Source organism: Alcanivorax sp. 24 (assembly GCF_004360225.1).
In the GTDB taxonomy this organism is placed as follows: domain Bacteria; phylum Pseudomonadota; class Gammaproteobacteria; order Pseudomonadales; family Alcanivoracaceae; genus Alloalcanivorax; species Alloalcanivorax xiamenensis.
Window position 1 is genome coordinate 411,480 of record NZ_SNUA01000002.1, and the last position, 24,983, is coordinate 436,462.

The following is a 24,983-nucleotide window of genomic DNA, read 5'->3' on the forward strand; positions in this document are numbered from 1 at the left end:
GGAAATGACGCCATTTCCCACGCACTGTTCAGGGACAGCCGGCACCGTCGGTGATTTCGGCCACGCTACCTTCGATGTTGGTGTCATCCGGCGCCAGCATGTGGGCCCGGCACACCGCTTCCCGGGCGGCCTCGGTGTTGCCCTGGTCGAGACGGGCGTAGGCCAGGTTATTCCAGGCTGGAGCGAGGGAAGGGGAGAGTGTCACGGTTTTTTCGAAGGCCGCGAGGGCGTCCGCTTTGCGCTCCGCCTGCCACAGCGCGTTGGCGTAGGCGAAATGGAGCTTGCCGTCGTCGGGGAACCGGGACACCGCGGTTTGCCAATGAGGCAGAGCCTCTTTCTTTTGCGGAGCGAGTGCGTGCAGAAGAGGGCCGGGGCGGGCGCTGGCGGGCAGTTCTCCGGCGGGCAGCAACACCATGCCCCAATAGTCGGCGCGCGCCCAGGTGCGAATGAAACGGTTCCAGTGGCTGGTGGTGGCTTCGCGGGTGCCGCTGTGCAGAATCAGCCGGTCGCCGCCATCGCGGTAGCCGGTGACCACGGCGAAGTGCCATTGCGGCCAGCGCTTCAACGCGAGGTTTTGCAGAATCAAGACCGGGTGGCCGGCTTGCAGCTCACTGAACAAAGCATCCGGTCCGTTGACCGGATACGCCAGCAAACCACGGGCGCGGCCGGCCGCCATCAGTTCGATGCCCAGACTGCCTTGACGCTCCGGCAGCCAGACTTCGTCCACCAGCGCCTCGGCATTACCAGGCAGCTTGTTCCATTGCAGCATCATGCCCAGAGCGGCGGGGCCGCACTGATATTTTTCCTGGGCGATGAAGGGAACGGCCAGTTGCTGGCTGGCGGGTTGCCGGGCTGACTGTGGCGGGGGCAGTGTCTGACACCCCGCCAACAGCAGAACCAGCCCGGCGATGATGGCGCGAAAGCACACGATCAGTTGATCGGATGGATAGCCGGGAACACGTTGGTGGCGCCCAGCAGATCAAGCAGTACCAGAATCAGAATGATCGCCAGAATCACGCCGATGACGCCCTGGCCGGCGGGCAGCTCATCGGCCTGTTCGGCCAGTTGGGTCAGTTCCTGGTCGCTGAGCCGGTCCAGGCGATCCTTCACTTGTTCCGGGCTGACACCATTATCCGCCAACACCTTGGCGGCGGCTTTGTGTTCGAGTAACGCAAGGACCTTTTGCTCCATGGCCGCCCGTTGTTCGCTGGCTACCAGGGTATCGGTGCCAATCATGGCGGCGTGGGCCATGGGGACGAACAGGGCCTGGGTGATGAGCAAAACGGCGGCGGTGAAAACGCCGGTGAGACGCTTGTTCATGGGCTGTCGCTCCCTGTTTCAGTGATGCCGGCAGATTAACACGGGGCCCCTCATCGCAGCGTGATGGTGGAGGAGGCTTTGTGATTTTTTACAAGGGTTTCACCAATCGCGATGGCATCGACGCCGGCCCCGCGCAGGGCTTCCAGAGTCGTATCGAGACATTCCCTGGTCACTGCCAACAGCAGGCCGCCGCTGGTTTGCGGATCGGTGGCGGCGACCAGTTCCGGCCGCTCGCGCAGGGCTGGGGCGATATTGCAGTAGCCCAGTACCTGATCGTTGCTGTCCCGCAATGTGCTGTGAATGCCTTGGCGTATGTGCTCCAGGGTACCGGGCAGTATGGGCAAAGTATCCAAACTAATACGGGCACTCACCTGACTGTCCTGGCACAGCTCCAGCAGATGCCCGAGCAGTCCGAAACCAGTGATGTCGGTACAGGCCGGGAGGGGCAGGGACGATAGCGCGGCGCGGGCAGGGCCGTTGCTTTGCAGCATGGTTGCCAGGGTGGCGTCCAGGTCGGGACCTCGATGGACATTGCGCATCCAGGCCGCCAGTTGAATGCCGACGCCCAACGGTTTGGTGATAATCAGAACCTGCCCGGGCCGGGCGCCGTTCTTGCTCCAGGCCGCGCCGGACAGAGCGCCGTTGATGGTGAAACCGGCGGCCATTTCCGGCCCTTCAATGGTATGCCCCCCCACCAGTGTGCAGTGCGCCCGATTCAGCTCGTCCACCGCGCCGGCCAGCAGGCGGCGCAGATCCCGGCCCTGCAGACGCGGGTGATGGCGGGGAATGCACAGAGTGGCCAGCGCCGAATGGGGGTCGGCGTTCATGGCGTAGATGTCACTGAGGCTGTGCAATGCCGCCACCCGGCCAAACAGATAGGGCTCGTCCATGAAGGCGGGAAAATAATCCACGCTTTGCACCAGCCGGTATTGTCCGGACCAGCGGATGATCGCCGCATCATCGCCCTGGGCCACGCCGGCTTCGATGTCCTCGCGGACCTCTGTCCGAAGCGCATCCAGCGCATGACTGAGCGTCGTGGCGCCAACCTTCGCCCCGCAGCCGGCGCAGTGCATGGCGTCGTCGTTGGCGGGCGCGGCTGGCATTGGCGCCGGCAGGTTGTCAAAGCGCTTCATGAAGGCCCGGTCGATGCGGTCCTTCCAGCGCCAGACCCAGGGGCCGGCCAGCGCTGGCCAGGGCGGCCTGGAGGCCACCGCGTCACCGGCCCCCGCGGACAGCAGGGACAGAAAACGCCGCTGCGGGCGATAGGGGCGTTTGCGGCCACCCCGGGCGGCGGCAAGCAAATTATCGGCCAGCACCGGCGCCTGACGCACCGCGTAGACACCGGCCTTGGGCAAGGGCGAGGGAAATGAAGCGCAGTCTCCAGCGGCGTGAACGTGCGGGCTGCCCAGGCTGGTCAGGGTTGTGTCCACGCGCAGGAAACCGCGTTCATCGCAGGGCAGACCGCTGGCGGCGAGCCAGGCCGGCGCGCGGGTGCCGGTACACCAGAACACCAGATCCACCGCCTGGGACCGGCCGTTGTAGTGGAGCTGCCCTTCGCTGACCCGTTGCACCGGGGCGTGTTCCACGATGTGCACCCCGGCATCCCGCAGCCGTGTTCGCATCAGCGAGCGTGCCCGCGCCGGATAGCCGGGGAGCAGCTCGCCCGCGCTGATCAACCCGATCCTGGTGGTGGCGCCAAGCCGCTGAGCCAGAGCGGCGGCCAACTCGGTACCGCCGGCGCCGGCTCCCACCACCGCCACCCGGCGCGTCGCGGCGGGATCGGCCAGCAGGTCGCGCCAGCGTTGCTCGAAAGTAGCCACCGGTTTTACCGGTACCGCATGGGCCCGGGCACCGGGCACGCTGTCCAGGTCCGGGGTGGCGCCGACATCCAGGCTGAGTGTGTCGTACTCCACCTGATCGCCGTTATCCAGCTGCACGCGGCGCTGGGTGGGATCCAGATCGAGTACGCGTTGTGGCAGCCAGCGGGCACCGGCGGCGCGGCTCAGCCGGCTCAGATCAATGTGGGTTTCCTGCCGCTGGTAACGGCCGGCCAGCATGCCGGGCAGCATACCGGAATAGGCGGTCAGGCTGTCGGGGGAAATCAGCGTGAGGCGCAGCCCGGGGACCGGCCGCATGCTCAGACGGCGCAGTACCAGCGCGTGGCTGTGTCCGCCTCCCACCAGCACCAGATCATGGTGCGCGGTCGCCGCCATCACCGTGGGCGGCCCTCCGGCCGTCCCTGCCCCCGGCGTTCCCATTCTTGCAGGGTGGCGATGACCTGGTCGCGGCTGCCGCGAAAGTACACCGGCCCCTGACGATGGCTCAGCATGTAGTCGTACATCGGGTCGTAGTAGTCGCTTAGCAGGGCGCGTATCCAGCGGCGGTGTTCGCCGCAGCCATCGCCACGGCGATGCTGTTCCAGCGCCCGGGTCATGGTTTCACGCAGGGTCTGGTGCCGGGCGCCTCCGAGGCGCTTGCGGATCCGGTCCAGCGCGTCGAGCAGATGCTCGGCGAACAGATTCCGGGCTTGCTGCTCGTCATGGCCGTCGAGAAATTCCCGCAGCGGTGTCAGGACGTAGTCCTCCAGAATCACTTCCACCCGGCTTTCCAGCGGTTCCTGAATGTCGATGCGCGGCATGTTCCTCAGTTGCTGGTGGAGGGGCAAGGGCAAAGCGCAACGGCCGATCAGACGCCCTTCGTCCTCGACCAGAACCGGTGTCTGGTTCCCGAGCTTCAGCAAGCGGATCGCCAGGGCATTTTCAAAGTCGATTTGCGCTGGTTGTCCGCCGGGCCGGTGGCCGAAGGCGGAACCGCGATGGTGGGCGAGCCCTTCCAAATCCACCGCCCGGTACAGTTGATGCAGGACGCGGGTCTTGCCGCAGCCGGTGCGCCCGGTCAGCACCCACAACGGTCCCTGAAGCACATGCTGCTCCAGGTGCTCCAACAGAAAACGCCGCAGGACCTTGTAACCACCAGTGACCAGGGGCGCGTCGATACCAGCCTGACGCAGCCAGTCCTGGGTTGTGCGGCTGCGCAGACCGCCACGAAAACAATAGAGATAGCCGTTTGGGTGCGCTCGCCACCAATCGTGCCAGGCGCGCAGACGGCGCTCCTTCACCTCGCCACGGACCAGCTCATTGCCGAGATCAATGGCTGCCTGTTGCCCTTGCTGCTTATAACGCAGGCCGATCAGATGGCGTTCCTGGTCGTCGATCAGAGGAAGGTTGGTGGCATGGGGGAACGCGCCCCGGGCGAATTCCACCGGGGCGCGGACATCCAGGAGCGGCGTGTCGTCCAGGAACAGCGCTGCGTAGTCGTTGGTGTCGTCACGGGTCATGGGCGGCAGTGTACACCGCCCTTATTTGTGGTTCATCGCGGAATGACGGGGATGAGCCTCTCCATCGGGGGCACGGGTCTGCACGGAGGCCTCCCCGGATCGCCCCGGTATGGTGGTTTGCTCGCGGTCGCCGGTCACTTCGAAGCGGAGCCGTATTACGCCTTTGCGGAAACCTGCTTCACGACGTTCCAGCAAAGGTGTAATACGGCTGATGGAGGGTAAGGAAGGCTGTTTCCCATTATTTGAGCAGATAGCGATTGAGCAGACCGGACGCCGGTTTAGTCGCTGACCGGACGCGCTGTTCCGCTCAAGTGGGGCTTGACGCCGTCGGCGGCCAGCAACTGAAAATCGATGCCGTCATCCTGACGAGTACGGACAAACTTTACCTTGGCCGGAATGAACATGGGCAGCTTGAAGCGCACATCCACGGTGAAGGCCTGCTCCGGCAGTTCCGGTTGCAAAGCCGCCAGGCAGCGAGCCTTGGACCACATGCCATGGGCGATCTGGCGTTTGAAACCGAAGGCCTTGGCGGTCAGCGGGTAAAGATGGATCGGGTTACGATCTCCGGACACGCTGGCGTAGCGTCGACCGGTGTCGCCGGGAACGTCCCACTCTTCGATCAGATCGGGAGCAGGGGCAGTGGTTTGAGCGTCTCCAGACGTGTCCCGGGCCTTTTTCTCACCGTGGCCGCCGCCGCGATGGAAATTCACCGATTCACTCTGCCAGACCCGTTCGCCGGCGGTGCTGACCACGGTGAAGATGGAGAACTCGTAGCCTTTCTCCACCTGGGTCAGATTGCCGGTATAGCATTTGATATTGAGCTGCTCGCGTTCACCGATCGGACGGAATTGAGTGATGCGGTTGCGCACATGGACCAGCCCCATGGCCGGGAACGGAAAACCGTCGCTCAGGATCAGCGCCATGTGCAATGGAAACGCGTGCATGTGTGGGTAGGTGATAGGCAGATGACCGTCGGCGCTGAAACCGCATACCTGGCGGTAGGCCGCCAAATGGCGAGATTTCTGAGCCACATCGTTGAGCCGCAGCCCCTCGGCGGGCAGCACCGGAGCGCTGCCCGGGCGTACCCGTGCGCGCAGCACTGCTTTGGCGAAATTCACCGCCATGGGCGGCGCGTGACGCAGCTCCTTGAATCGAACCTCACTCATAAGGACACCCTTCTCCCACGAACATTTAGCGCAATGTCGTGGCAGTATAGGCAGAGCGTCGGAGAGGCTGATTGGCCGTATCGCCGAGGGCTCAGGCAATCCTGTCGGGTTCGGAGCGCCACTGGGCTACCCCGAAGTAAATCAGACGAACCTGTTTTTCCGCCATGATCAGCATTTCGTTCTGGCCGGCTTCGTCGTCCTCGCTCAGCTCCAACATTTCCTGTGTCAGTGCCACCACGCTGTTGACCACCAGCGTGGCCATCATTTGCAGATCCTGGGAACTGACATTGATAAGGAAAGGAAAACGCGCCATGTCCATGGCCAGTTCACTGACGAACAGACGGATTTCCCGGCGGATCGCCTGCCGCATGGTGGCGGAGCCGCCGTACAGTTCCTTGGAGACAAAAAGAAAATAAGTGCGATTGTTGCGCACATAATTGAAGTAGGTCTCCATGGACCCGCGGATCATCTGTTCGTTGGGCAATTGATGCTGGCGGACCTCGCGCATCATCTGCCGCAGAGTGCGAAATGACTCATCCAGCAAGGTCAGGCCGAGCGCGCTCATGTCGGTGAAATGACGATAGAACGCCGTGGGCACCACACCGGCTTTCTTGGTCACTTCCCTGAGGCTGAGGGAAGAAAAGGGGGCCTTTTTCGCCACCAGATCCAAGGCCGCGTCCATCAGCGCCTGGCGAGTCCGTCCCTTTCTGGCTTTCCTTCCCCGGGGGGCGGTTTCTCTGGTCATGTGTCAGACAGTCTCCCGAATTGTTGTTTTAACCAACGAATCAAATCTAACCAATCAATAAGCAGTGATACGGCCTGGGTATTGTCGTTGCGCTTTTTGTCCCCGGCTCCGGCGGCAATGGTATTCAATTTCCGCTCCAGGATATAGCAAACCACTTGACAACTCCGTTCACAATTATTTTTGTGAACAGGTGTTGACTATAAAAACAGCGCCCTGTAAAAAGTGTACAACTGTTCACATCAATCATAGGAAGTGCCGCATGCAGACCATCATCGAGCCTCGCCGGGGCTGGTTTGGCCGCCTCGGCCAGGCTCTGACAAGCCCGTTTCAGCCGGAAGACTACCTGGCGCTGATCAACCCGGTGGCCTCGGCCCGGGAAATCCGCGCCCGCGTCACCGCTGTTCACCGGGAAACCGGGCAAGCGGTTTCCCTGACGTTGCACCCGAACCGCCTGTGGCCGGGGTTTCAGGCCGGCCAGCATGTGATGCTCGGCATCGACGTGAACGGTGCGCGGCAATGGCGCTGCTTTTCCCTGTCCAGTGCCCCGCAATCGGGAAGCCTGACCATCACCGTCAAGTGTCACCGGGCCGGCGGTGTGACCGAACATCTGCTTGAGCGTGCCCGCCCTGGTGACGTGGTGACGCTCAGCGAGCCCGCCGGTGAGTTCCTGTTGCCGGCCCGAATTCCGGACCGGTTGCTGTTCCTGACCGCCGGCTCCGGCATTACACCCGTTCACAGTATAGCAAGATACCTGAAAAACACCTCCTTTGCCGGTCAGGTGGAATGGCTGCACTTCGATCGCCGTTATGAGGATGTGATCTTGTTGGCATCCTTGCGGGAACTGGGACGCCATTCCCAACTAAACGCCCGTGTGGTGCTGGGGCATCAGGCGCCGTTGCCCGGCGATGAGCAGGGCCGCTTTGACGCCGCGTTGCTGACGGCTCTGGTTCCGGATGCCGCCGAGCGCCAGGTTTACGCCTGCGGGCCGGCCGGCTTCCTCGACGCGGTCAGTGAATGGCACCGCGCCGAAGGCCGGGCGCCGTTGTTGCATGAGCGGTTCCAGCCACTGACCAGAAATGCCGGCAACGGTGGTCGCATCCGCTTCTCCGGCAGTGACCTGGACACCGAGGCCGGTGGCGACGAAAGCCTGTTGGATGCCGCCGAGCGCAGTGGGCTGAATCCGGCCCATGGTTGTCGCATGGGCATTTGCCACACCTGCCGGTGTTCGGTGCGGGGGTCGGTCCGCGACCTGCAGACCGGGGAGAGCCGGACAGTGGACAACCAACTGGTAAGACTGTGTGTCCATGCCGCCGAAGGCGACGTGGAAGTGGCGCTGTAAGAGCCTGTTCACGATCTTTACGTCACCGCGTTGCCGCCGGAAAAGCCGCCAGAGGGCGTTGGGGTCTGCAGGCTCTGGTGGTTCCAAAGTCAAAGGCCACAGCGTCGTCTGGCGGCTTTTCCAGCGCAACCCGGAGGGCCGGGCCCCACTTTCTTTAGGTGGAGAGTCCGTCAGGCTGCGATTACGCTTGTTTATGTAGATTGACTACACGGCACAATCGGAATCACAACCTGACGACACTTTCTACCAGGTGAGAAGGGAACTCCGGCGCGGCGGCGTAAAGATCGTGAACAGGCTCTAAGCGACGCAAAAACAAGGAGTTGAACAAATGGGATACGCAATGCAACAAGAGCACGACCCAATCGTCTTTCAGCGCGACGGTGTCAGCCTGACCCGTTCCCAGGTGGACGCTTTCGGCGAGGAAATCGAGGCGCTGCGCCAGCAGGTGATGGCGGATCGGGGCGAAGCCGACGCCCGCTATATCCGCCGTGTGGTGCGCTTCCAGAAAGGCTGCGAAGTGGCCGGCCGGGGCCTGCTGTTCCTTGGCTTCCTGCCGCCGGCATGGCTGGCGGGAACCGGTCTGCTGGCGCTCTCCAAAATTCTGGAGAACATGGAGATTGGCCATAACGTGATGCACGGTCAGTGGGACTGGCTGGGCGATCCGAATCTGGACTCCGCTCATTACGATTGGGATAACACCTGCCCGGCCGAGCAATGGAAACATTCCCACAACTATATGCATCACACCTACACCAATGTGGTGGGAAAGGACCGTGATGTTGGCTATGGCATCATGCGCATGTCCGAGCACCAGAGCTGGAACCCCGCTTATCTGTTCCAGCCGATCTATAACTGGGTGCTGGCGCTGCTGTTCGAGTGGGGGGTGGCGTTCCATGATCTGGAAATCGAGCGAGTGGTCCGTGGCGACAAGAGCCGTGAACAATACCGCAAGGAACGGAACCTGATCCTCAAGAAGGTGCGCCGTCAGGTGCTCAAGGATTACGTACTGTTCCCTTTGCTGGCGGGGCCGTTTTTCCTGTTCGTGCTGTCCGGTAATTTCACCGCCAATATCCTGCGCAATCTGTGGTCCTACCTGATTATTTTCTGCGGGCACTTCACCGAGCGCGCGGAGATGTTCACCGAGGAAGAAGTGGAAGGCGAGAGCCGTGGGCAATGGTATCTGCGTCAACTGCTCGGCTCGTCCAATCTGGAGGGCGGTCGGTTGTTTCATATCCTCAGCGGCAACCTCAGCCATCAGATTGAACACCATCTGTTCCCGGATATGCCGTCCAACCGATACCAACAGGTGGCGCCGAAGGTGCGTGAGATCGCCGAGCGGTACGGCTTGCACTACAACACCGGCAGTTTGCGCCGCCAGTTCGGCTCGGTCATGCGTCGTATTCACCGTTTGGCGCTGCCTTCCCGCCGTGGAGCAGCGGCGGTGAATTGATGCTGTTCCGGCCTCCCCAGGCATGTGCTACTCTCGCTCGTTGATACCAAAAAATTCGGGGAAGTCGCGAAAGGATGGCAGAGCTTACCGACTCCGGCGTGCTGTTGCGCATGGCCTACCGGGCCATGGTCAACGCAGGCATTGATGCAGACGCGGTTCTCGCTGAAGTGGGCGTGGACCGCGCTATTCTCCAGGTACCTGACCTGCGTACGCCGCATGATGCCCAGGAATGGTTCTGGCAGGCCGCGGAAAAGGTCTCCAAGGACCCGCACATTGGCCTGCATCTGGGCCAACACATGCCGGTCTATAAAGGTCAGGTCCTGGAATACCTGTTTCTCTCCAGCCCCTCATTCGGGGAAGGCTTGAGGCGGGCGCTGAATTATCAGCGCTTGCTGTCCGATGCCGCCCGCGCGGAGTTGATGGAGGAGGAAGGGGATCGTGCCTTCCTGCGCCAACCGTTCTGGGGTCGTCGTCTTGCCCATCTCAACGAGTGCGTGATGGTGGGGGTGATCAAATTCTTTCGTTTCGTTACCGATGGCGCCTTTGAGCCACTGGAGATTCACTTTGCGCATGAACGTCATGCGGACCCGAGTGAGTATGAACGAGCCTTCGGTTGCCCGGTGAAGTTCGAGATGAACTCGGTGGGGGTGTACTTCGATGCCCGTTTGATGGCTCTCCCGTCGGCCCATCACGAGCCGGAATTGCTGCGCCTGCACGAGCAACTGGCCAGTGAACAGGTAGCGCGCCTGGAAAAACAGGATCTGGTGGCTCAGGTGAACCGCCTGATCGCCGAACTGCTGGAGTCCGGGCACGCCAATCTTGAGGAAGTGGCGGAACGTCTTGGCATCAAGGCGCGTCAGCTGCGCACCCGGCTGGCGGATGCCGGCACCAACTTCAATCAGTTGGTGGCGGATTACCGTTGCAAGCTGGCCAAGCGCTTGCTGGCCGGTACCGACGAGTCCATCGACGAGATCGTCTATTTGACCGGTTTCTCGGAGCCTTCCACCTTCTATCGGGCCTTCAAACGCTGGGTGGGCATGACGCCCATCGAATACCGCAAGATGAAAGCCGAGGAGGACGCCGCCGCTCGCGGTTGACGCGGGCGGTGGTGACGGTGCCTTCGCTCTGGAACCATCCCCGGAAACATCTCTCTAAGCCTGTCCTGACGGGAGTGCGGTTTTGCACCTCGCATGAATAGGGTGGTGGCGCTTTATGGGGAAACTCTCCTTCAATCGTCGTTCCCGGCGCGCCATAAAAGCACGCTGGTGGCTCGGTGGCGCGCTGGTGTTGACGCTGCTGGCCGGTGTGGCGTATTGGCGGCATTGGTATGAGCCCCTGTTTTTCCATCTGAAGGAACGGATTGAAGGGCCGCGGCAGGGCGTGCGGTTGGAACAGTACCGGGTCGTTATCGAAGGCAAAGCGGTGGCCGGTGTGAGCCGCAATCTGTCCGCGATCAGCTATGACAGTGGGCGTGACCGGCTGCTGGCGGTGACCAACGACCCGCCGGTGATGTTGGAGCTGGACCGTCAGGGCGAAGTGTTGGGACGCTATCCGCTGGAAGGGTTCGGTGACATCGAGGGCATCGCCGCTCTGGGCAACGGTCGCGTGGTGGTCGTGGATGAGCGTCGTCAGCGTTTCAGTGTGTTTGCTATACCGGAACCCGGTGCGGCGGTCGATCAGGAGCGGGTCCAGTCGTTGTCCCTGGGCATGGAAGAAGACGGCAACAAGGGGTTTGAAGGCATTTCCTACGATGCCAGGGGAGACCGTCTGTTCGTGGTGAAGGAAAGTCGTCCGCGCAAGCTCTATGCCATTGAGGGATTCGGCGCCAGTCTGGAGCAGGGCCTGTCCCTGCACATTCGTGATCTGACCGGCTGGATTGAGGGGCTGGTGTTCAACCGGGACCTGTCCGATGTGTTTTACCATGGCCCCACCGGCCACTTGCTGTTACTGAGTGACCGCTCTCATTCCCTGGTGGAGCTGGATCACGAAGGGCGTTACGTCAGCTACCGGGCCTTTCTGCGCGGGAATGAGGATATGCAACGGGACGCGCCGCAATTGGAAGGCGTGACCATGGACGATCAAGGCGATCTTTACCTGGTCAGCGAACCCAATCTGTTTTACCGGTTAAACAAGACCGGCCCCTAGGATTCTTCTGTAAAACGTCATGCCGGATTTGATCCGGCATCCCCCGCTTGGAAGTAGTGCGCCCTCCTGGGGAGATCCCGGGTCAAGCCCGGGATGACGCGGTATTTTTCCGAGATTCTTAGCTCCGCCGGTTCTGGTCATGCCCCAGCGGGTCGCGACTTTCTGTTTCTTCCCGGGCCTCGCCATCGATGATTACGCCGTTGCCCTGACTGTTACCCTGATGATGGCGGCCGCCACCGAACGGGCCACCGTTGAAGGAGCCGCTCTGATAGAAGAACGCGGAGCTCTGCTGGCTGCTGAAGGCTTGCAGGGTACCCCGGCGAACCAGCATGGCGGCCAGCCGGCGGCGGCTGAGCGGCACCAACATGAGAAAACCGACAATATCACTGACGAAACCGGGGGTGATCAGCAGCGCGCCGCCGATCAACAGCAGCAGACCTTCCACCAGCTCCTGGCCGGGCATCTCGCCGGATTGCATGCGCTGATTCAGGCGCGTCCAGGTTTTCAGACCCTGGCCGCGGAACAACCAGGAGCCAATGATGGCGGTGGCCAGGGTCAGGATGATGGTGACCGGCCAGCCGATCACATCGGCCACGGCGGCCAGGACCAGTACCTCCAGCAAGGCGAAGGCGAAAATTACGAAAAACAGGCGGCCAAACGTCATGGGGACCTCTTGGTGACGGCGTCGCAGCCGGGAGACGTGTCGCGGCATGGCTTGGCCCTGCCGACGACGACCTGTCCCAAGAGATGGCGGTGAAGGGAGAAAATTCAACCCTGGGGGCAGGCTGCTAACACTCAACACGCTGGCACGCTTACATGCCGATTCGCTGCCAAGGCAGCTTCCCACCGCGGCTCCGTGGTCCTTTCTGTGGGAAGCTGCCTTGGCAGCGAATACCACCAAAATTGGTGGCACGGCAGTGGTTACCGGGTTCCGAAAGGCCTCCGTACAGATCCGTGCCCCGATGGGGACACCGGACCGGGGAAGCCCCCCGGTCCGGTATTGGATCAGGCGCCGAGCATCATCTGCCCGCATACCCGGACCACGTTGCCCGTCAGGCCCTGAGCGGCGGGGCTGGCGAAGAAGGCGATGGTTTCCGCCACGTCCACCGGCTGGCCGCCCTGATTCATGGCGTTCATGCGCCGTCCGGCCTCGCGGATGGTGAAGGGGATCGCCGCGGTCATCTGCGTTTCGATGAAGCCCGGAGCCACCGCGTTGATGGTGATGCCCTGGTCCGCGTAGTCCTCGCGATAGGCGTCCACCATGCCGATCACCGCTGCTTTGGAGCAGCCATAGTTGGTCTGGCCGGTGTTGCCGGCGATACCGGCGATGGAACTGATGGAGACGATGCGGCCGCCTTCGCCCATGGCGCCGTCCGCCAGTAATTGCTCATTGATGCGCAACTGGCTGGCGATGTTGATGTTCAACACCATGTCCCAGAGGTTTTCCTGCATGTTGCCGAGCATCTTGTCGCGGGTGACCCCGGCATTGTGCACCAGGATATCCAGCCCGCCGTGCTCCTTGGCGGTCCGGGCTATCACCCCCGGCGCTTCGTCGCTGGTGATGTCCAGTTCCAGGGTGTGGCCGCCGATTTCGCCGGCCACTTTGTTGAGGTCCTCCGCCATCGGCGGAATGTCCAGCACGATCACCTCGGCGCCGTCGCGGGCCAGGACCCGGGCGATGGCGGCGCCGATGCCACGGGAGCCGCCGGTGACCAGTGCTTTCTTGCCGGCCAGCGGGCGCTGCCAGTCAAAACCCCCGGCATCGAAGCCGGCCTGGCGGGCGCGTACCACCTGACCGGAAACATAGGCGGATTTCGGCGACAGGAAGAATTGCAGCGGCGCGGCGAGCTGGCTCTCGGCCCCGGCTTCGGCGTAGACCAACTGAACGGTGGCGCCGCGTTTGATTTCCTTGCCGACCGAACGGGTAAAGCCTTCCAGGCCCCGTTGGGCGACCCGGGCGGCACCACTCAGGGTTTCCGGGGTGCGGCCGATCACCAGCACGCGGGCGCATTTATCCAGTTTCTTGATCACCGGGTGGAAAAAGGCCCACAGTGCTTTCAGTTGATCCGGGTTCTCGATACCGGTGGCGTCGAACACCAGCCCCTTGAAGCGGGCGTCGTCTTCACGGGTGGCGGTGTAATTGTCGGCGTTGACACCGGCGGCGGCCGCCTGCTTTTGCAGCTCGCTGGCGTTGCCGTTATTGGCCAGTACCGCCAGTTGCGCGCCGGGAGCGGTTTTCAGGGTGGTCAGAATGGTCTCCATGGCGCTGCCGCCCTCGGCGGCACCCACCAGCACGCGGCCATCGATGAACGACGCCTGGCCGGGCCGCCAGCGCTCCAGGATCACCGGGATCGGCAGATTGATGGCGTTGAAAAGGGCCTTGCCCACGGAAGAGTTGGCAATCGTCTGATAGGTATCGTTCATGATCCTGTCCTTCGCCGTGCGATATGCGGAATGTCGACCCTTGGAGCGGAACACGCTTGCGGGTCACTGTTGGCTGCGTATTGAATCACCCGTCCGTGACACGCGGATTGACCCGCCTGGGAAGCGCCAGGGGCGCCGTAGCCAATGAGGCGCGTCAACGGAACGATAGACTGCGCTCATCTGTTAATCTTGGCGGAAACGCCATTGTGGAGGATTTGACTATGCTGGCAGGCGACGCGGTTCGCAAGGTAGCCGTGGTGGGGGGCAACCGGATTCCCTTTGCCCGTTCCAATACGGTGTATTTCGGCGCAAGCAACCAGGACATGCTCACCGCCGCCCTCAACGGCCTGGTCGATCGCTTCAAGCTGCAAGGCGAGCGGGTCGGTGAAGTGGCCGCCGGCGCGGTGATGAAGCACTCCCGGGATTTCAATCTGGTGCGCGAGTCCGTGCTGGGCTCCCGTCTGGCGCCCGAGACCCCGGCCTATGACCTGCAGCAGGCCTGCGGCACCGGTCTGGAAGCGGCCATCCTGGCGGCCAATAAGATCGCGCTGGGGCAAATCGACAGCGCCATCGCCGGCGGCGTGGACACCACCTCCGACGCACCGCTGGGTGTGAACGAGGACGCCCGCAAGGTGTTCATGAACATCAACAAGGCGAAGACCAACGGCGAGAAAATCAAAGCGGCGCTGAAACTGCTCAACCCGAAGATGATCGTGCCGGACATCCCCCGTAACGCCGAGCCGCGCACCGGCCTGTCCATGGGCGAGCACCAGGCGATCACCGCCGCCGAATGGGGCATCAGCCGCGAGGATCAGGATGAGCTGGCCTGGCGCTCCCACCAGAATCTGGCCAAATCCTATGAGGAAGGCTGGCAGGAAGACCTGATCACGCCGTTCCAGGGCCTGGAGCGCGACAATAACATGCGTGGCGATTCCACCCTGGAAAAACTGGCCACCTTGAAGCCGGTGTTCGGCGGGCCGGAAGGCACCATGACCGCCGCCAACTCCACACCCTTGACCGATGGTGCTTCCGCGGTGCTGCTGGCTTCCGAGCAGTGGGCCGAGGAGCGCGGTCTGCCGGTGCAGGCGTACATCACCCACTGTGAAGTGGCGGCGGTGGATTTCGTCGGCAAGAAAGAAGGGCTGCTGCTGGCGCCGGCTTACGCGGTACCGCGCATGCTGGCCCGTGCCGGCCTGACCCTGCAGGATTTCGATTTCTATGAAATCCACGAGGCGTTCGCCTCCCAGGTGCTGAGCACTCTGAAAGCCTGGGAAGACGAAACCTTCTGCAAGGAGCGGCTGGGATTGGACAAGCCGCTGGGCAGCATCGATCGCAACAAGCTTAACGTGAAAGGCTCTTCACTGGCCGCCGGCCACCCGTTCGCCGCCACCGGCGGACGGATTCTGGCCAATGCCGCCAAGCTGTTGAACCAGAAAGGCTCTGGCCGCTGCCTGATTTCCATTTGCGCCGCCGGTGGGCAGGGCGTGGTGGCGATCGTCGAGAAGTAAGAATGCGGGCACGTCGGCACGCAACACGCTGGCACGCTAGGAAGAAGGATGGCGCGGTCTGTTGACCGCGCTATTTTTATCGGGTTGGGCCTTGACCTGACTCGCCTTGGTAACGCCTTATGTTGCGTGTTGCGTGTTGCGTGTTGCGTGTTGCGTGTTTGTCACATCTTCCGCATCAACCCTTCCTGGGCCACCGAGGCCACCAGCTCCCCCCGCTGATTGAAAATCTGACCGCGATTGAAGCCGCGGCCATCGGTGGCGATGGGACTGTCGCTCTGGTAGAACAGCCAGTCATTGATATTGACCGGACGGTGGAACCACAAGGCGTGGTCCAGGCTCGCCATCTGATGATCGCGGGTGAGGAAACTCAGGCCATGGGGCAGCATCGCCGTGCCCATCAAACTGTGATCACTGACATAGGCGAGAATGCACTGGTGCAGTATCGGGTCCTCCGGCAGTGTTTCCGGCGCGCGCATCCATACCTGGCGCAACGGCGGTGCCGGCTCCGGGCGCAAAGGGTGGCGTTTCACCACCGGCCGCATCTCCAGCGGCTTTCTTCTCAGCATGGCGTTGCGGAAATTCTCCGAGATATCCTCATGCTCCAGATACTGCCGGTTCAGTTCCTGCTCGGTGAGCAGACCGTCCGGGCCCTCGGGAATCGGGGCATCACATTGGTGCGCGGGGCCTTCCGCCGGCAGGGTGAAAGACGCGGACAGATCAAAGATCGGGCGGCCGCGTTGCTCCGCGATCACCCGGCGGGTGGAAAATGTCTGACCGTCGCGCACCCGTTCCACCCGATAGATAATCGCTTCCCGGGCGTCTCCGGGGCGTAGAAAATAACTCTGCAAGGAATGGGCGGTGCGGCCGGGTACGCTGTGGCAGGCCGCGCGCAATGCCTGACCGAGCACCTGGCCGCCGAAGATACGGGGGCCAACAATGTTGCGGCCTTCGCCTTGATAGAGATCGGGTTCCAGTTCGGTGAGGTCAAGCAGTTGCAGCAAATCGGAAAGATCGGTATGCATGGAATCGCTCTTGTTCTTTGACGGTCTGGACAGCGGCATGGCTGCCGGAAAAGGCTCAAAGTGACCGGATGCGGCGGATATTGCAAGAGGGTAAAGGGGGTTGACGGTGTTAATAAAGGGTTAAGATTCCATTCAGGGAAGGTTAAGCGGTGGTGAATAAAGTGATTCCCGTACCCCAACGGAAGTGACTCAAAGGAGATAACCCATGCAAGCCAAGAAAGCGATTCTGACCGCCCTGTTTCTCGGTACCGCCACTCTGACCGCCGGCGCCCATGCCGACGACGTGGGCCCCGACCAGGCGATGAAACTGGTTCAGGAAGGCAAAGTGAAGTCCTTCGAGGAACTGAACAAAGCCGCCCAGGCCCAGCATCCCAACGCCAAGATCGAGGAAACCGAGTTGGAGAAGGAGTTCGGCGGTTACGTCTACAAAGTGGAGCTGCGTGATCAGGACAACGTACAGTGGGACGTTGAACTGAATGCCGCCAACGGTGAAGTGATTCGTAACGAACGGGACGACTGATGTCTTTACCCCTCCGCGGGGCGGCCACGGCCGCCCTGCTGGTTTTGAGCGGTTCGGTGCCGGCGTTGGATGTGGGGCACGATGAAGCCTTGCGCCTGAGGCAAGAGGGCCGCATCCAGCCGTTTGAACGGATTCTGGCCGAAGCGTTGCGCCAGTACCCCGGCGGACAATTGCTGGAGGCGGAACTGGAGCGCGAGGATGGCCACCTGATTTACGAGATCGAGTTGCTGACCCCGGATGGTGTGGTGCGGGAACTGGAACTCGACGCCCGTACCGGCAACATTCTCAAGGATGACGTGGACGACTGATGCGCCTGCTTTTGGTGGAAGACAACGTGGCCCTGGCCGACCAGCTCAACCCGTTATTGCGTGATCACGGTTACGCGGTGGATTGGCTGGCGGATGGCCGCGATGCGCTGGTGCGCGTGCACGATGACCCTTATGACCTGGTGATTCTGGATCTGGGACTGCCCGGCCTGGGCGGCCTGGACGTGTTGAAACAATGGCGCCAGGAAGGCGTCACGGTGCCGGTGCTGATCCTCACCGCACGCGACAGCTGGGCGGAGCGGGTGGACGGTCTGCGCGCCGGCGCCGATGATTATCTGACCAAGCCGTTTCATCCCGAGGAGCTGCTGCTGCGAGTGCAGGCGGTGCTGCGCCGCAGTCATGGCAACGCCAACCAGACCTGCCTGAACGTGGGTGGCGTGGAACTGGACGAGGAGCGGCAAAGCGCCGTGCTGGAGGGCAGGGAAATAGCACTGACCGGTGCGGAATTCCGGCTGCTGCGTTATTTCATGCTGAACGCCGGCAAACTGCTGTCGCGGATGCAATTGGCCGACCATCTCTATGACGGCGAGAGCGAACGGGACAGCAACGTGCTGGAGGTTCATATCAACCGGGTCCGGCGCAAGCTGGGAGCTCCGGTGATCCAGACCCGGCGCGGGCAGGGGTATGTGTTCACGGGATTGCACCGGTGACCTCCATTGCCGGCCGCCTCGGCGTCAGTTTGTTCGTTAGCCTGTTGCTGGCCGGCATTCTGGTGGGGCAGGGCGCGCTATGGTGGCTGGACCAACGCCAACGGCAAGTGATGACCGCCAGTTTGCGCGATGAAGCGGTCAGTGTGCTGGCCGCGATTTCCCAAGGGCCTTCCGGGCTGCAGTTGGAGCAGCCGATGTTGGACCCGGCCTATCGCCAGCCGTTTTCCGGCCGCTATTTCACCGTGTCTTTTGATGACCACATCTGGCGTTCGCGGTCGCTGTGGGATCAGCGCATGGCGGACACTGAAAGTCTCGGCCTCGACAACGAACTGGTGCCGGGTCCGGATGGTCAGCAGTTGCTGCGCTATCGCGGCGACTACGAGATTCATGGCCGCAAACTGGCCATCGTGGTGGCCCAGGATTACACCCCGCAGCTTGAAAATTTCCGCAATACCCGCTCGGTGAGCCTGCTGGCATGGGTATTGATCCTGTCCGGCTTGGCGGCGGCGCAGCTTTGGTTGATCCGCCGGGGACTGCGGCCCCTCAATGAGGCCCGCCGCCAGATCGAGCAGTTAGGCGACGGGGAACGCACCGAGCTGGATTGCGACGTACCCACCGAATTACGGCCGCTGGTGCAGGAGGTGAACCGACTGTTGGGGCACACGGACCAGCAGTTGCGCCGTTCCCGGCACGCCATTGGTGATCTCGGACACGCATTGAAAACGCCTCTGGCGGTGCTGCGTAACCGCTGCGACGCCAACCTGCTGCGTGACCATCCGGATCTGTACCGCTTGCTGGACGAGCAACTGGCCCAGGTGGAGGACACCGTGCGCCGGGCGCTGAACCGGGCCAGGGTGGCCGCCGGCGCCACCCCCGGCACTCTGTTTCATCCGGATCAGGACCTGGTGGCGCTGCGGGATACCATGATCCAGGTTTACGGCGATCGTTGCCGCATCGAACTGATCGGCACCGAGCTACCACCGCAGCCGGTGGAGCGGGATGACATGCTGGAAGTGCTGGGCAACCTGATGGACAACGCCTGCAAGTGGGCCCGAGGACGGGTGTTGGTACGCTTGTGGCGGGAGCCGGACGCACTGTGGCTGAGTGTCGAGGACGACGGCCCCGGCATTGAACCGGGGCGCCGTGATCAGGTGATTCGCAGAGGCGAGCGTCTCGATCAGCGCGTGGCCGGTCACGGTCTCGGGCTGGCCATCGTCAGCGACACCGCCGAGGCCTATGGTGGAGAACTGACTCTGGGGCACAGCGCGGCGCTTGGCGGTCTGATCGCCCGTGTGTGCTGGCCGCTCAGGTAGCGTCCTCGCCGAGGCGCAGGCCGGCGATCATCAGATCCACCGCCTGGTCGCTCACCGCTTCCATGTCATCCTGGTTCAGATAGATGCCGTCCAGCAGCAACCGGCTCAGACCGTGCAGGGTGGCCCAACTGGCCTGGGCCAGGCGCAGCGGATCCATGCCCGGCGGCAGGCGGGTGGCCAGCGGCGGCCGGTACATCAGATCGATATAGCGGCGAAAACAGCCATGGGCCACCCGGGTCAGCGATTCGGTGGGGCGTCCGGTCTTCCACAGAGTACGGCCGAACATTAATTCGTATTGCTCCGGGTCCTCGCTGGCGAAGCGCAAATAGGCGTGCACGAAGCGGCGCAGGCCGCCTACCGGTTCCGTTTCCAGATCCTCTTCCTCCATCAGCGTTTCCAGCTTGCGGAAGCCCTGTTCCGCCAGCGCGCACAGCAGCGCGTTCTTATCCTCGAAATGATGATAGGGCGCGGTGCGCGAGACCCCGGCCCGTTCCGCCAGACGCCTCAGTGACAGCCCCTCGATGCCCTGTTCACGCAGTAGCACGGCGGCTTCGCGCAGCAGCGTGGCATGCAGGTCGCCGTGGTGGTAGCGGGCGGTTTGGCTCATGGGGACTCCCGGGTATCTTGACAGTGTCAAGACAGTATCCTAACTTGACGGCGTCCAGATCAAGCCGCCGCCAATTTGGAGAGCCCTGATGAGCGATTACTCGCGACTGCTTTCGCCCCTGGACCTGGGGCACACACAACTGAAAAACCGGGTCATCATGGGGTCCATGCACACCGGACTCGAGGACCGTTTCTGGCAGTTTCCAAAGCTGGCGGCGTATTTCGCCGAACGCGCCCGCGGCGGTGTCGGTCTGATCGTCACCGGCGGTTTCAATCCCAACCGGCGTGGCTGGTTCTATCCACTGGCGGGTACCTTCAACAGCCGTCTGGATGTGCGCAATCATCGCCTGGTCACCGACGCGGTGCATCGCGAGGGCGGCAAGATCGTGCTGCAGGTATTGCACGCTGGCCGCTACAGCTACCACCCGCTCTCCGGTTCCGCGTCGGCGATCAAAAGCCCGATCAATCCCTTCAAACCCAAGGCCCTGTCCACCCGCGAAGTCCGCCGCACCGTGCAGGACTTCGCCCGCACCGCGGAGCTGGCCAAACAGGCCGGTTACGACGGTGTCGAGATCATGGGGTCGGAAGGTTATCTGATTAATCAGTTCACCGCGCCGCGCACCAACAAGCGCACCGACCAGTACGGCGGCTCGGCGGAAAACCGCCGACGTTTCCCGGTGGAAATCGTGGCGGAGACCCGGCGCCGCTGCGGTGATGACTTCATCGTCATGTACCGACTGTCCGCCATCGATCTGGTGCCGGACGGTTGTACCCGGGAAGAAGTGCTGGCACTGGCGCGGGAAGTGGAAGGTGCCGGCGCATCGTTGATCAATACCGGTATCGGCTGGCATGAAGCGCGGGTACCGACCATCGTGACCTCGGTGCCCCGGGCCGCGTTCGCGGAGGTGACCAAGCAGATCAAGGATCAGGTGTCGATCCCGGTGGTGGCCTCAAACCGTATCAACGACCCGGATGTGGCCGAGAATATCCTGGCTAATGGCTGGGCCGATGCGGTTTCGATGGCGCGGCCGATGCTGGCGGATCCGGAGTTCGTGCGCAAAACCGAGCAGGGGCGGGTGGATGAGATCAACACCTGTATCGCCTGTAATCAGGCCTGTCTCGATCACACCTTCGAATTGAAACGGGCGTCCTGTCTGGTCAACCCGCGCGCCTGCCATGAAACCGAACTGGTCTACCTGAAGACCGCCAACCCGAAGCGCATCGCGGTGGTGGGGGCCGGGCCCGCCGGGCTGTCCTGCGCCACGGTGGCGGCGGAGCGGGGGCACCGGGTCACGCTGTTCGATCAGGCGGATGCCATCGGCGGCCAGTTCAATATGGCCAAGCGAATCCCGGGCAAGGAAGAGTTCTACCATACGCTGCGCTATTTTCAGCGGCGTCTGGAGGTGACCGGCGTGGAGCTGCGTCTGGGCGGGCGTGTCACCACCGAGGAACTGCAACAGCAGGGCTTCGATGAAATCGTCGTGGCCACGGGCGTGGTACCGCGTACGCCGTCAATCCCGGGGGTCGATCATGCCAAGGTGGTATCCTACGTGGACGTCCTGCAGGGCAAGGTTCAGGTGGGAGAGAAAGTCGCCATCATCGGTGCCGGTGGTATCGGCTTCGATGTGGCGGAATTCCTCGCCGAAGCCCCCCGTGAAGGCCATCAGCCGTTGCCGGAATGGATGGAAGAGTGGGGCGTGGATTTCACCTCCGACGCGCGCGGTGGCCTGGTGGAAGCGGAACCTCCGAAGCCGCAACGGCGCCTGTACCTGTTGCAGCGCAAGGACAGCACCGTGGGCAAGGGGCTGAACAAGACCTCGGGCTGGGTGCATCGGGCCACACTGAAACAGCGTCAGGTGGAAATGCTGCCGGGTTGTGATTATCAGAAGGTGGACGATCAGGGGCTGCATCTGACAGTGAAGGGTGAAGCGCGGATACTGGATGTGGACCACGTGGTGCTGTGCGCCGGCCAGGAACCGCTGAAGGAACTGTACCGGGAAGGTGAAGAGAATCTTCACTTGATCGGCGGCGCGCAACTGGCGGCGGAGCTGGATGCCAAGCGAGCCATCCGCCAGGGCGCCGAACTGGCCGCCTCGTTGTAAAAAAGTCGCGGTCCGTGGACCCGGGCTGTCCCATGCAATGCGCTTACACGCTTACACGCTTACACGCTGGCACGCCAACATCGCCCTTCGCGGTTAAAGCGCTAAAGCGGAACGCCGCCCGGATGCTTCCCACAGCGGCCTGTAGCGCTCCCGTGGGGAGCGTGTTGCGTGTAAGCGTGCCAGTGAAACAGTGGTCCACGGACCGCCACATGTCACTTCAGCTCTTTCGAACTCAATCCCAGCACCCGTCGGGCGATCACCAGTTGCTGGATTTGCTGGGTGCCCTCGAAGATGTCGAGAATCTTTGAATCACGGGCCCATTTTTCCAGCAGTTCGTCCTCGGTGTAGCCGAGGCTGCCCGCCAGTTCCACGCAGCGTAGAGTGATATAGTTTCCGACCCGGCCGGCCTTGGCTTTGCTAATCGACGCTTCCAGCGTATTGGCTTTCTTGTTGTCCGCCATCCAGGCCGCCTTCACCGCCAGCCAATAAGCCGCTTCCCAGTCCGCTTCCATTCTGTAGATTTCCGCTTCCACCGCGGAGCAGTTGTCCACCGGTTTGCCGTAATCGTAGCTCATCTGTTTTTCGAGCAATTCCTTGATACGTTCCAATGAGGCCTTGGCGCAACCGATGGCCATGGCCGCCACCAGTGGGCGGGTGTTGTCGAAGGTCTCCATCACCCCGGCGAAACCTTTCTTGGTATCGATCTCCGGGCTGCCAAGTAGATTTTCCGCCGGCACCCGGCAATCCACGAAATTGATGGCGGCAGTGTCGGAGGCGCGGATGCCCAGCTTTTTCTCCAGGCGGGCCAGTTCCATGCCCGGTGTGCCCCAGTCCACCACGAAGGACTTGATGGCGGCGCGGCCCAACTGTGGATCCAGGGTCGCCCAAACCACCACGCAGTCGGCGCGCTGGCCGGAAGTGACAAAGATTTTCTCGCCGTTGAGAACGTAGTGATCGCCGTCCTTTTTCGCCGTGGTGCGAATGGCGGCGGAATCGGAACCGCAGCCCGGCTCGGTGATCGCCATGGCGGCCCATTTGCCCTTGAACCGCTCCAACTGTTCGTCATTGGCGACGGCGGCGATGGCGGCGTTGCCGAGCCCCTGGCGGGGCATGGCGAGCAAAAAGCCGGTATCGCCATAGCACATCTCCATGGCGCCCAGGCAAACACCCATGTTGGCGCCGTTTTTCACACTGCCGCCGTCCTCCACCTTGCCGCTGCCGGTGGTGGCGGCACCAGCGGAATTGGCCGGGTCGCCTTCGTTGAAGCCGTCCAGAACGGCGGCCAGCATATCCAGCTCCTTGGGGTACTCGTGTTCGCCGCGGTCGTACTTGCGGGAAATCGGGCGGAGGGTACTGCGCGCCACCTGGTAGGCGTTATTGATCAGCGGTTTGAACTTCTTCGGAATCTCGATATTCATGTGGGTTTCCCTCCTTACAGGTGCAAGCCGCCAAAGGCGACGCCAACGGCACGCAAATCACGGTACCAGCGCTCCACCGGATACTCCTTGGTAAAGCCGTGGCCGCCGAGCAGCTGAACGCCATCGGTGCCGATTTTCATGGCTTTGTCCTTGACCAGAGTACGGGCCAGGTGCGCCTCGCGGCGGAACGGTTTGCCCTGTTCGGCACGGCACGCCGCCCGGTAGGTGAGCATGCGCATGGCATCCAGTTCAATGGCCATGTCGGCGATCATGAAAGCCACCGCCTGGCGGTGGCTGATCGGTTCACCGAAAGCGGTGCGTTCGTTACAGTAAGGAATCACATAATCCAGCACCGCCTGGGCGGTGCCGATCGCCAGAGCGCACCAGGCCAGAGTGCCCAGGTCGACGAAGGCGCGATAGTCAAAATCCTCGTCGCCCAGACGGTTCTGTTCCGGGACCCTCACTTCATCGAGGCGCAGAGGACGCTGGGCGCTGGCGCGAATCCCCATGGCGGGGTCCTCTCCCACGGTCAGGCCTTTGCTGCCGCCTTCGACGATGAACACCGCCGGTCCTTCATCGGTGGCCGCCGCCACCAGAAACAGCTCGGCTTCCGCGGCCAGCGGAACCAGGGATTTCTCCCCGCTGATGACCCAGTCGTCGCCATCGCGGGTGGCGTGGGTGTTCAGCAGCATGGGATCGAACAGCGGGCGGGGCTCCGTTACCGCGATGGTGGCCAGTGGCGCTTGTTCCTCGGCGAAGCTGCCCAGGTACTTGTCCTGCTGCGAGGCCGTGCCCCAGCGGGTCAGCGCATTGGCGACGCCCATGGGCGCCAGAATCGCCACCGCCTGACCCATGTCTCCCCAGCCCAGATCCTCGGCCACCAGCATGCTGGTGACGGTGGTGCTCTCGTTGGCGGCGCCGCCGAGTGCTTCCGGGACGGCGAAGAAATTCAGTCCCAGTTCCCGTGCCTGGCTCAGCACTTCCTCGGCGGTGCCCTGGTCATGGTCGGCCTGCTCCGCCTGTTCTCTCAGCACTTCGCCGGCGAAGGCCCGCACGCTGTCGCGGATCATCTGCTGCTCTTCGGTGATATTGAGATCGAACAGGTCGGTGGTGGTGCCCGGCGCGTTCAGGCGCTCGGGCCGGTCCGCTTTGCGGGTGGACTTGAAGGTGCGGGCGGAGGTGGTGAGTACCTGGAAACCGCCCTTGGTCAGGCGATAGGCCAACCGCTCGGCGGTATGGCGCATGCCCAACCGGTCCAGCAGTTCGGAGGACGCCAGACGGTTAAGGGCGGTGAGTGCGTAGCCAATAGCATCTTTGGCCATGAGAATCCCCGTGGTCGTTATCGAATGATCCGATTATGGGGCAGACGGCCTTTCAGCAATTGACTGCCTCGACCAGAGGCGGCGGCAGCGCAGTCATGATCGTGACCGGGCAGTCTTGACGGTGATGGATTTGGGGTTGCCGGGTAGAGGGATGGGGACTCCATCAGGGGCACGGGTCTGTACGGAGGCCTTCGTACAGACCCGCTTCGCTCCGAGTTTGGACTCCAATAACGTCGACCGCTGGCACAGAAGGGGGCTACGAAGCGGCTG

At 62.6% G+C, this 24,983-nt stretch carries 22 protein-coding genes; 10 read left to right on the forward strand and 12 right to left on the reverse strand.

Annotated elements, in window-relative coordinates:
* Positions 1-28: 28 nt before the first annotated feature.
* The 6 genes from E0L37_RS04370 to E0L37_RS04395 form a co-directional block, all read right to left on the reverse strand.
* The gene (locus tag E0L37_RS04370) at positions 29-928 is read right to left on the reverse strand and encodes a PA2778 family cysteine peptidase (RefSeq protein WP_133490564.1); all 900 of its coding nucleotides are present in this window, start codon (positions 926-928) and stop codon (positions 29-31) included.
* A 2-nt stretch (positions 929-930) separates the two neighbouring features.
* Complete coding sequence (locus E0L37_RS04375; RefSeq protein WP_133490565.1) at positions 931-1,320, reverse strand: PA2779 family protein; 390 nt, start codon at positions 1,318-1,320, stop codon at positions 931-933.
* A 50-nt stretch (positions 1,321-1,370) separates the two neighbouring features.
* Positions 1,371-3,533 (reverse strand): selenide, water dikinase SelD, encoded by a 2,163-nt coding sequence (gene selD / locus E0L37_RS04380; RefSeq protein WP_240687422.1) that lies wholly within the window; start codon positions 3,531-3,533, stop codon positions 1,371-1,373.
* Positions 3,533-4,657 (reverse strand): tRNA 2-selenouridine(34) synthase MnmH, encoded by a 1,125-nt coding sequence (mnmH, locus tag E0L37_RS04385; protein WP_133490567.1) that lies wholly within the window; start codon positions 4,655-4,657, stop codon positions 3,533-3,535. Before mnmH ends, selD begins: the two co-directional genes overlap by 1 nt.
* 278 nt (positions 4,658-4,935) lie before the next feature.
* The gene (locus tag E0L37_RS04390; protein WP_133490568.1) at positions 4,936-5,823 is read right to left on the reverse strand and encodes a MaoC/PaaZ C-terminal domain-containing protein; all 888 of its coding nucleotides are present in this window, start codon (positions 5,821-5,823) and stop codon (positions 4,936-4,938) included.
* 91 nt (positions 5,824-5,914) lie between these two features.
* Positions 5,915-6,568 carry a TetR family transcriptional regulator gene (locus E0L37_RS04395; RefSeq protein ID WP_026949003.1) on the reverse strand — a complete coding sequence of 218 codons (654 nt, stop codon included), beginning with the start codon at positions 6,566-6,568 and terminating at the stop codon, positions 5,915-5,917.
* Positions 6,569-6,827: 259 nt separating this feature from the next.
* On the opposite strand from E0L37_RS04395, the gene E0L37_RS04400 reads away from it, so the two are divergent.
* The 4 genes from E0L37_RS04400 to E0L37_RS04415 all read left to right on the forward strand — a co-directional run bounded on the left by E0L37_RS04400 (position 6,828) and on the right by E0L37_RS04415 (position 11,502).
* A complete protein-coding gene (locus E0L37_RS04400) occupies positions 6,828-7,907 on the forward strand; it encodes a ferredoxin reductase (protein ID WP_133490569.1) in 1,080 nt (359 codons plus the stop codon).
* Positions 7,908-8,235: 328 nt separating this feature from the next.
* Complete coding sequence (locus E0L37_RS04405) at positions 8,236-9,357, forward strand: acyl-CoA desaturase (protein WP_133490570.1); 1,122 nt, start codon at positions 8,236-8,238, stop codon at positions 9,355-9,357.
* A 74-nt stretch (positions 9,358-9,431) separates the two neighbouring features.
* Positions 9,432-10,454 (forward strand): AraC family transcriptional regulator, encoded by a 1,023-nt coding sequence (locus tag E0L37_RS04410; protein WP_022995536.1) that lies wholly within the window; start codon positions 9,432-9,434, stop codon positions 10,452-10,454.
* Between the two features lie 115 nt (positions 10,455-10,569).
* Positions 10,570-11,502 carry an SdiA-regulated domain-containing protein gene (locus tag E0L37_RS04415; protein ID WP_133490571.1) on the forward strand — a complete coding sequence of 311 codons (933 nt, stop codon included), beginning with the start codon at positions 10,570-10,572 and terminating at the stop codon, positions 11,500-11,502.
* A gap of 118 nt (positions 11,503-11,620) precedes the next feature.
* Here the strand turns inward: E0L37_RS04415 and E0L37_RS04420 are convergent, their stop codons facing one another.
* Together E0L37_RS04420 and E0L37_RS04425 are read right to left on the reverse strand one after the other, a co-directional pair.
* Complete coding sequence (locus tag E0L37_RS04420; protein WP_133490572.1) at positions 11,621-12,166, reverse strand: FxsA family protein; 546 nt, start codon at positions 12,164-12,166, stop codon at positions 11,621-11,623.
* A gap of 341 nt (positions 12,167-12,507) precedes the next feature.
* Positions 12,508-13,926: a 3-oxoacyl-ACP reductase gene (locus E0L37_RS04425; protein ID WP_133490573.1), complete on the reverse strand. Its 1,419-nt coding sequence runs from the start codon at positions 13,924-13,926 to the stop codon at positions 12,508-12,510.
* 221 nt (positions 13,927-14,147) lie between these two features.
* Here E0L37_RS04425 and E0L37_RS04430 point away from each other — a divergent pair, with 221 nt between their 5' ends.
* A complete protein-coding gene (locus tag E0L37_RS04430) occupies positions 14,148-15,434 on the forward strand; it encodes an acetyl-CoA C-acetyltransferase (RefSeq protein ID WP_133490574.1) in 1,287 nt (428 codons plus the stop codon).
* A 161-nt stretch (positions 15,435-15,595) separates the two neighbouring features.
* Here E0L37_RS04430 and E0L37_RS04435 read toward each other — a convergent pair whose 3' ends face one another.
* Positions 15,596-16,456 carry an acyl-CoA thioesterase II gene (locus tag E0L37_RS04435; RefSeq protein ID WP_133490575.1) on the reverse strand — a complete coding sequence of 287 codons (861 nt, stop codon included), beginning with the start codon at positions 16,454-16,456 and terminating at the stop codon, positions 15,596-15,598.
* A gap of 205 nt (positions 16,457-16,661) precedes the next feature.
* On the opposite strand from E0L37_RS04435, the gene E0L37_RS04440 reads away from it, so the two are divergent.
* Genes E0L37_RS04440 through E0L37_RS04455 form a run of 4 tightly spaced genes read left to right on the forward strand, consistent with a single transcriptional unit; the run spans position 16,662 to position 19,265 of the window.
* Positions 16,662-16,976, forward strand: a complete 315-nt coding sequence (locus E0L37_RS04440; RefSeq protein WP_133490576.1) for a PepSY domain-containing protein — start codon at positions 16,662-16,664, stop codon at positions 16,974-16,976.
* Positions 16,976-17,284: a PepSY domain-containing protein gene (locus E0L37_RS04445; RefSeq protein ID WP_166642999.1), complete on the forward strand. Its 309-nt coding sequence runs from the start codon at positions 16,976-16,978 to the stop codon at positions 17,282-17,284. The genes E0L37_RS04440 and E0L37_RS04445 overlap by 1 nt, the downstream gene beginning before the upstream one ends.
* On the forward strand, positions 17,284-17,952 hold the full coding sequence (locus E0L37_RS04450; protein ID WP_133490577.1) for a response regulator transcription factor: 669 nt from the start codon (positions 17,284-17,286) through the stop codon (positions 17,950-17,952). The genes E0L37_RS04445 and E0L37_RS04450 overlap by 1 nt, the downstream gene beginning before the upstream one ends.
* Positions 17,949-19,265, forward strand: coding sequence for an ATP-binding protein (locus E0L37_RS04455; protein WP_133490578.1), 1,317 nt, complete (start codon positions 17,949-17,951; stop codon positions 19,263-19,265). The genes E0L37_RS04450 and E0L37_RS04455 overlap by 4 nt, the downstream gene beginning before the upstream one ends.
* On the opposite strand, the gene E0L37_RS04460 is transcribed toward E0L37_RS04455, so the two are convergent.
* Positions 19,258-19,872: a TetR/AcrR family transcriptional regulator gene (locus tag E0L37_RS04460; protein WP_133490579.1), complete on the reverse strand. Its 615-nt coding sequence runs from the start codon at positions 19,870-19,872 to the stop codon at positions 19,258-19,260. The genes E0L37_RS04455 and E0L37_RS04460 overlap by 8 nt on opposite strands.
* Before the next feature lie 88 nt (positions 19,873-19,960).
* Here E0L37_RS04460 and E0L37_RS04465 point away from each other — a divergent pair, with 88 nt between their 5' ends.
* Positions 19,961-21,973, forward strand: coding sequence for an NADPH-dependent 2,4-dienoyl-CoA reductase (locus E0L37_RS04465; protein WP_133490580.1), 2,013 nt, complete (start codon positions 19,961-19,963; stop codon positions 21,971-21,973).
* A 212-nt stretch (positions 21,974-22,185) separates the two neighbouring features.
* On the opposite strand, the gene E0L37_RS04470 is transcribed toward E0L37_RS04465, so the two are convergent.
* Complete coding sequence (locus tag E0L37_RS04470) at positions 22,186-23,391, reverse strand: acyl-CoA dehydrogenase family protein (RefSeq protein WP_133490581.1); 1,206 nt, start codon at positions 23,389-23,391, stop codon at positions 22,186-22,188.
* A gap of 14 nt (positions 23,392-23,405) precedes the next feature.
* Positions 23,406-24,713 carry an acyl-CoA dehydrogenase family protein gene (locus E0L37_RS04475; RefSeq protein WP_133490582.1) on the reverse strand — a complete coding sequence of 436 codons (1,308 nt, stop codon included), beginning with the start codon at positions 24,711-24,713 and terminating at the stop codon, positions 23,406-23,408.
* Between the last annotated feature and the right edge of the window lie 270 nt (positions 24,714-24,983).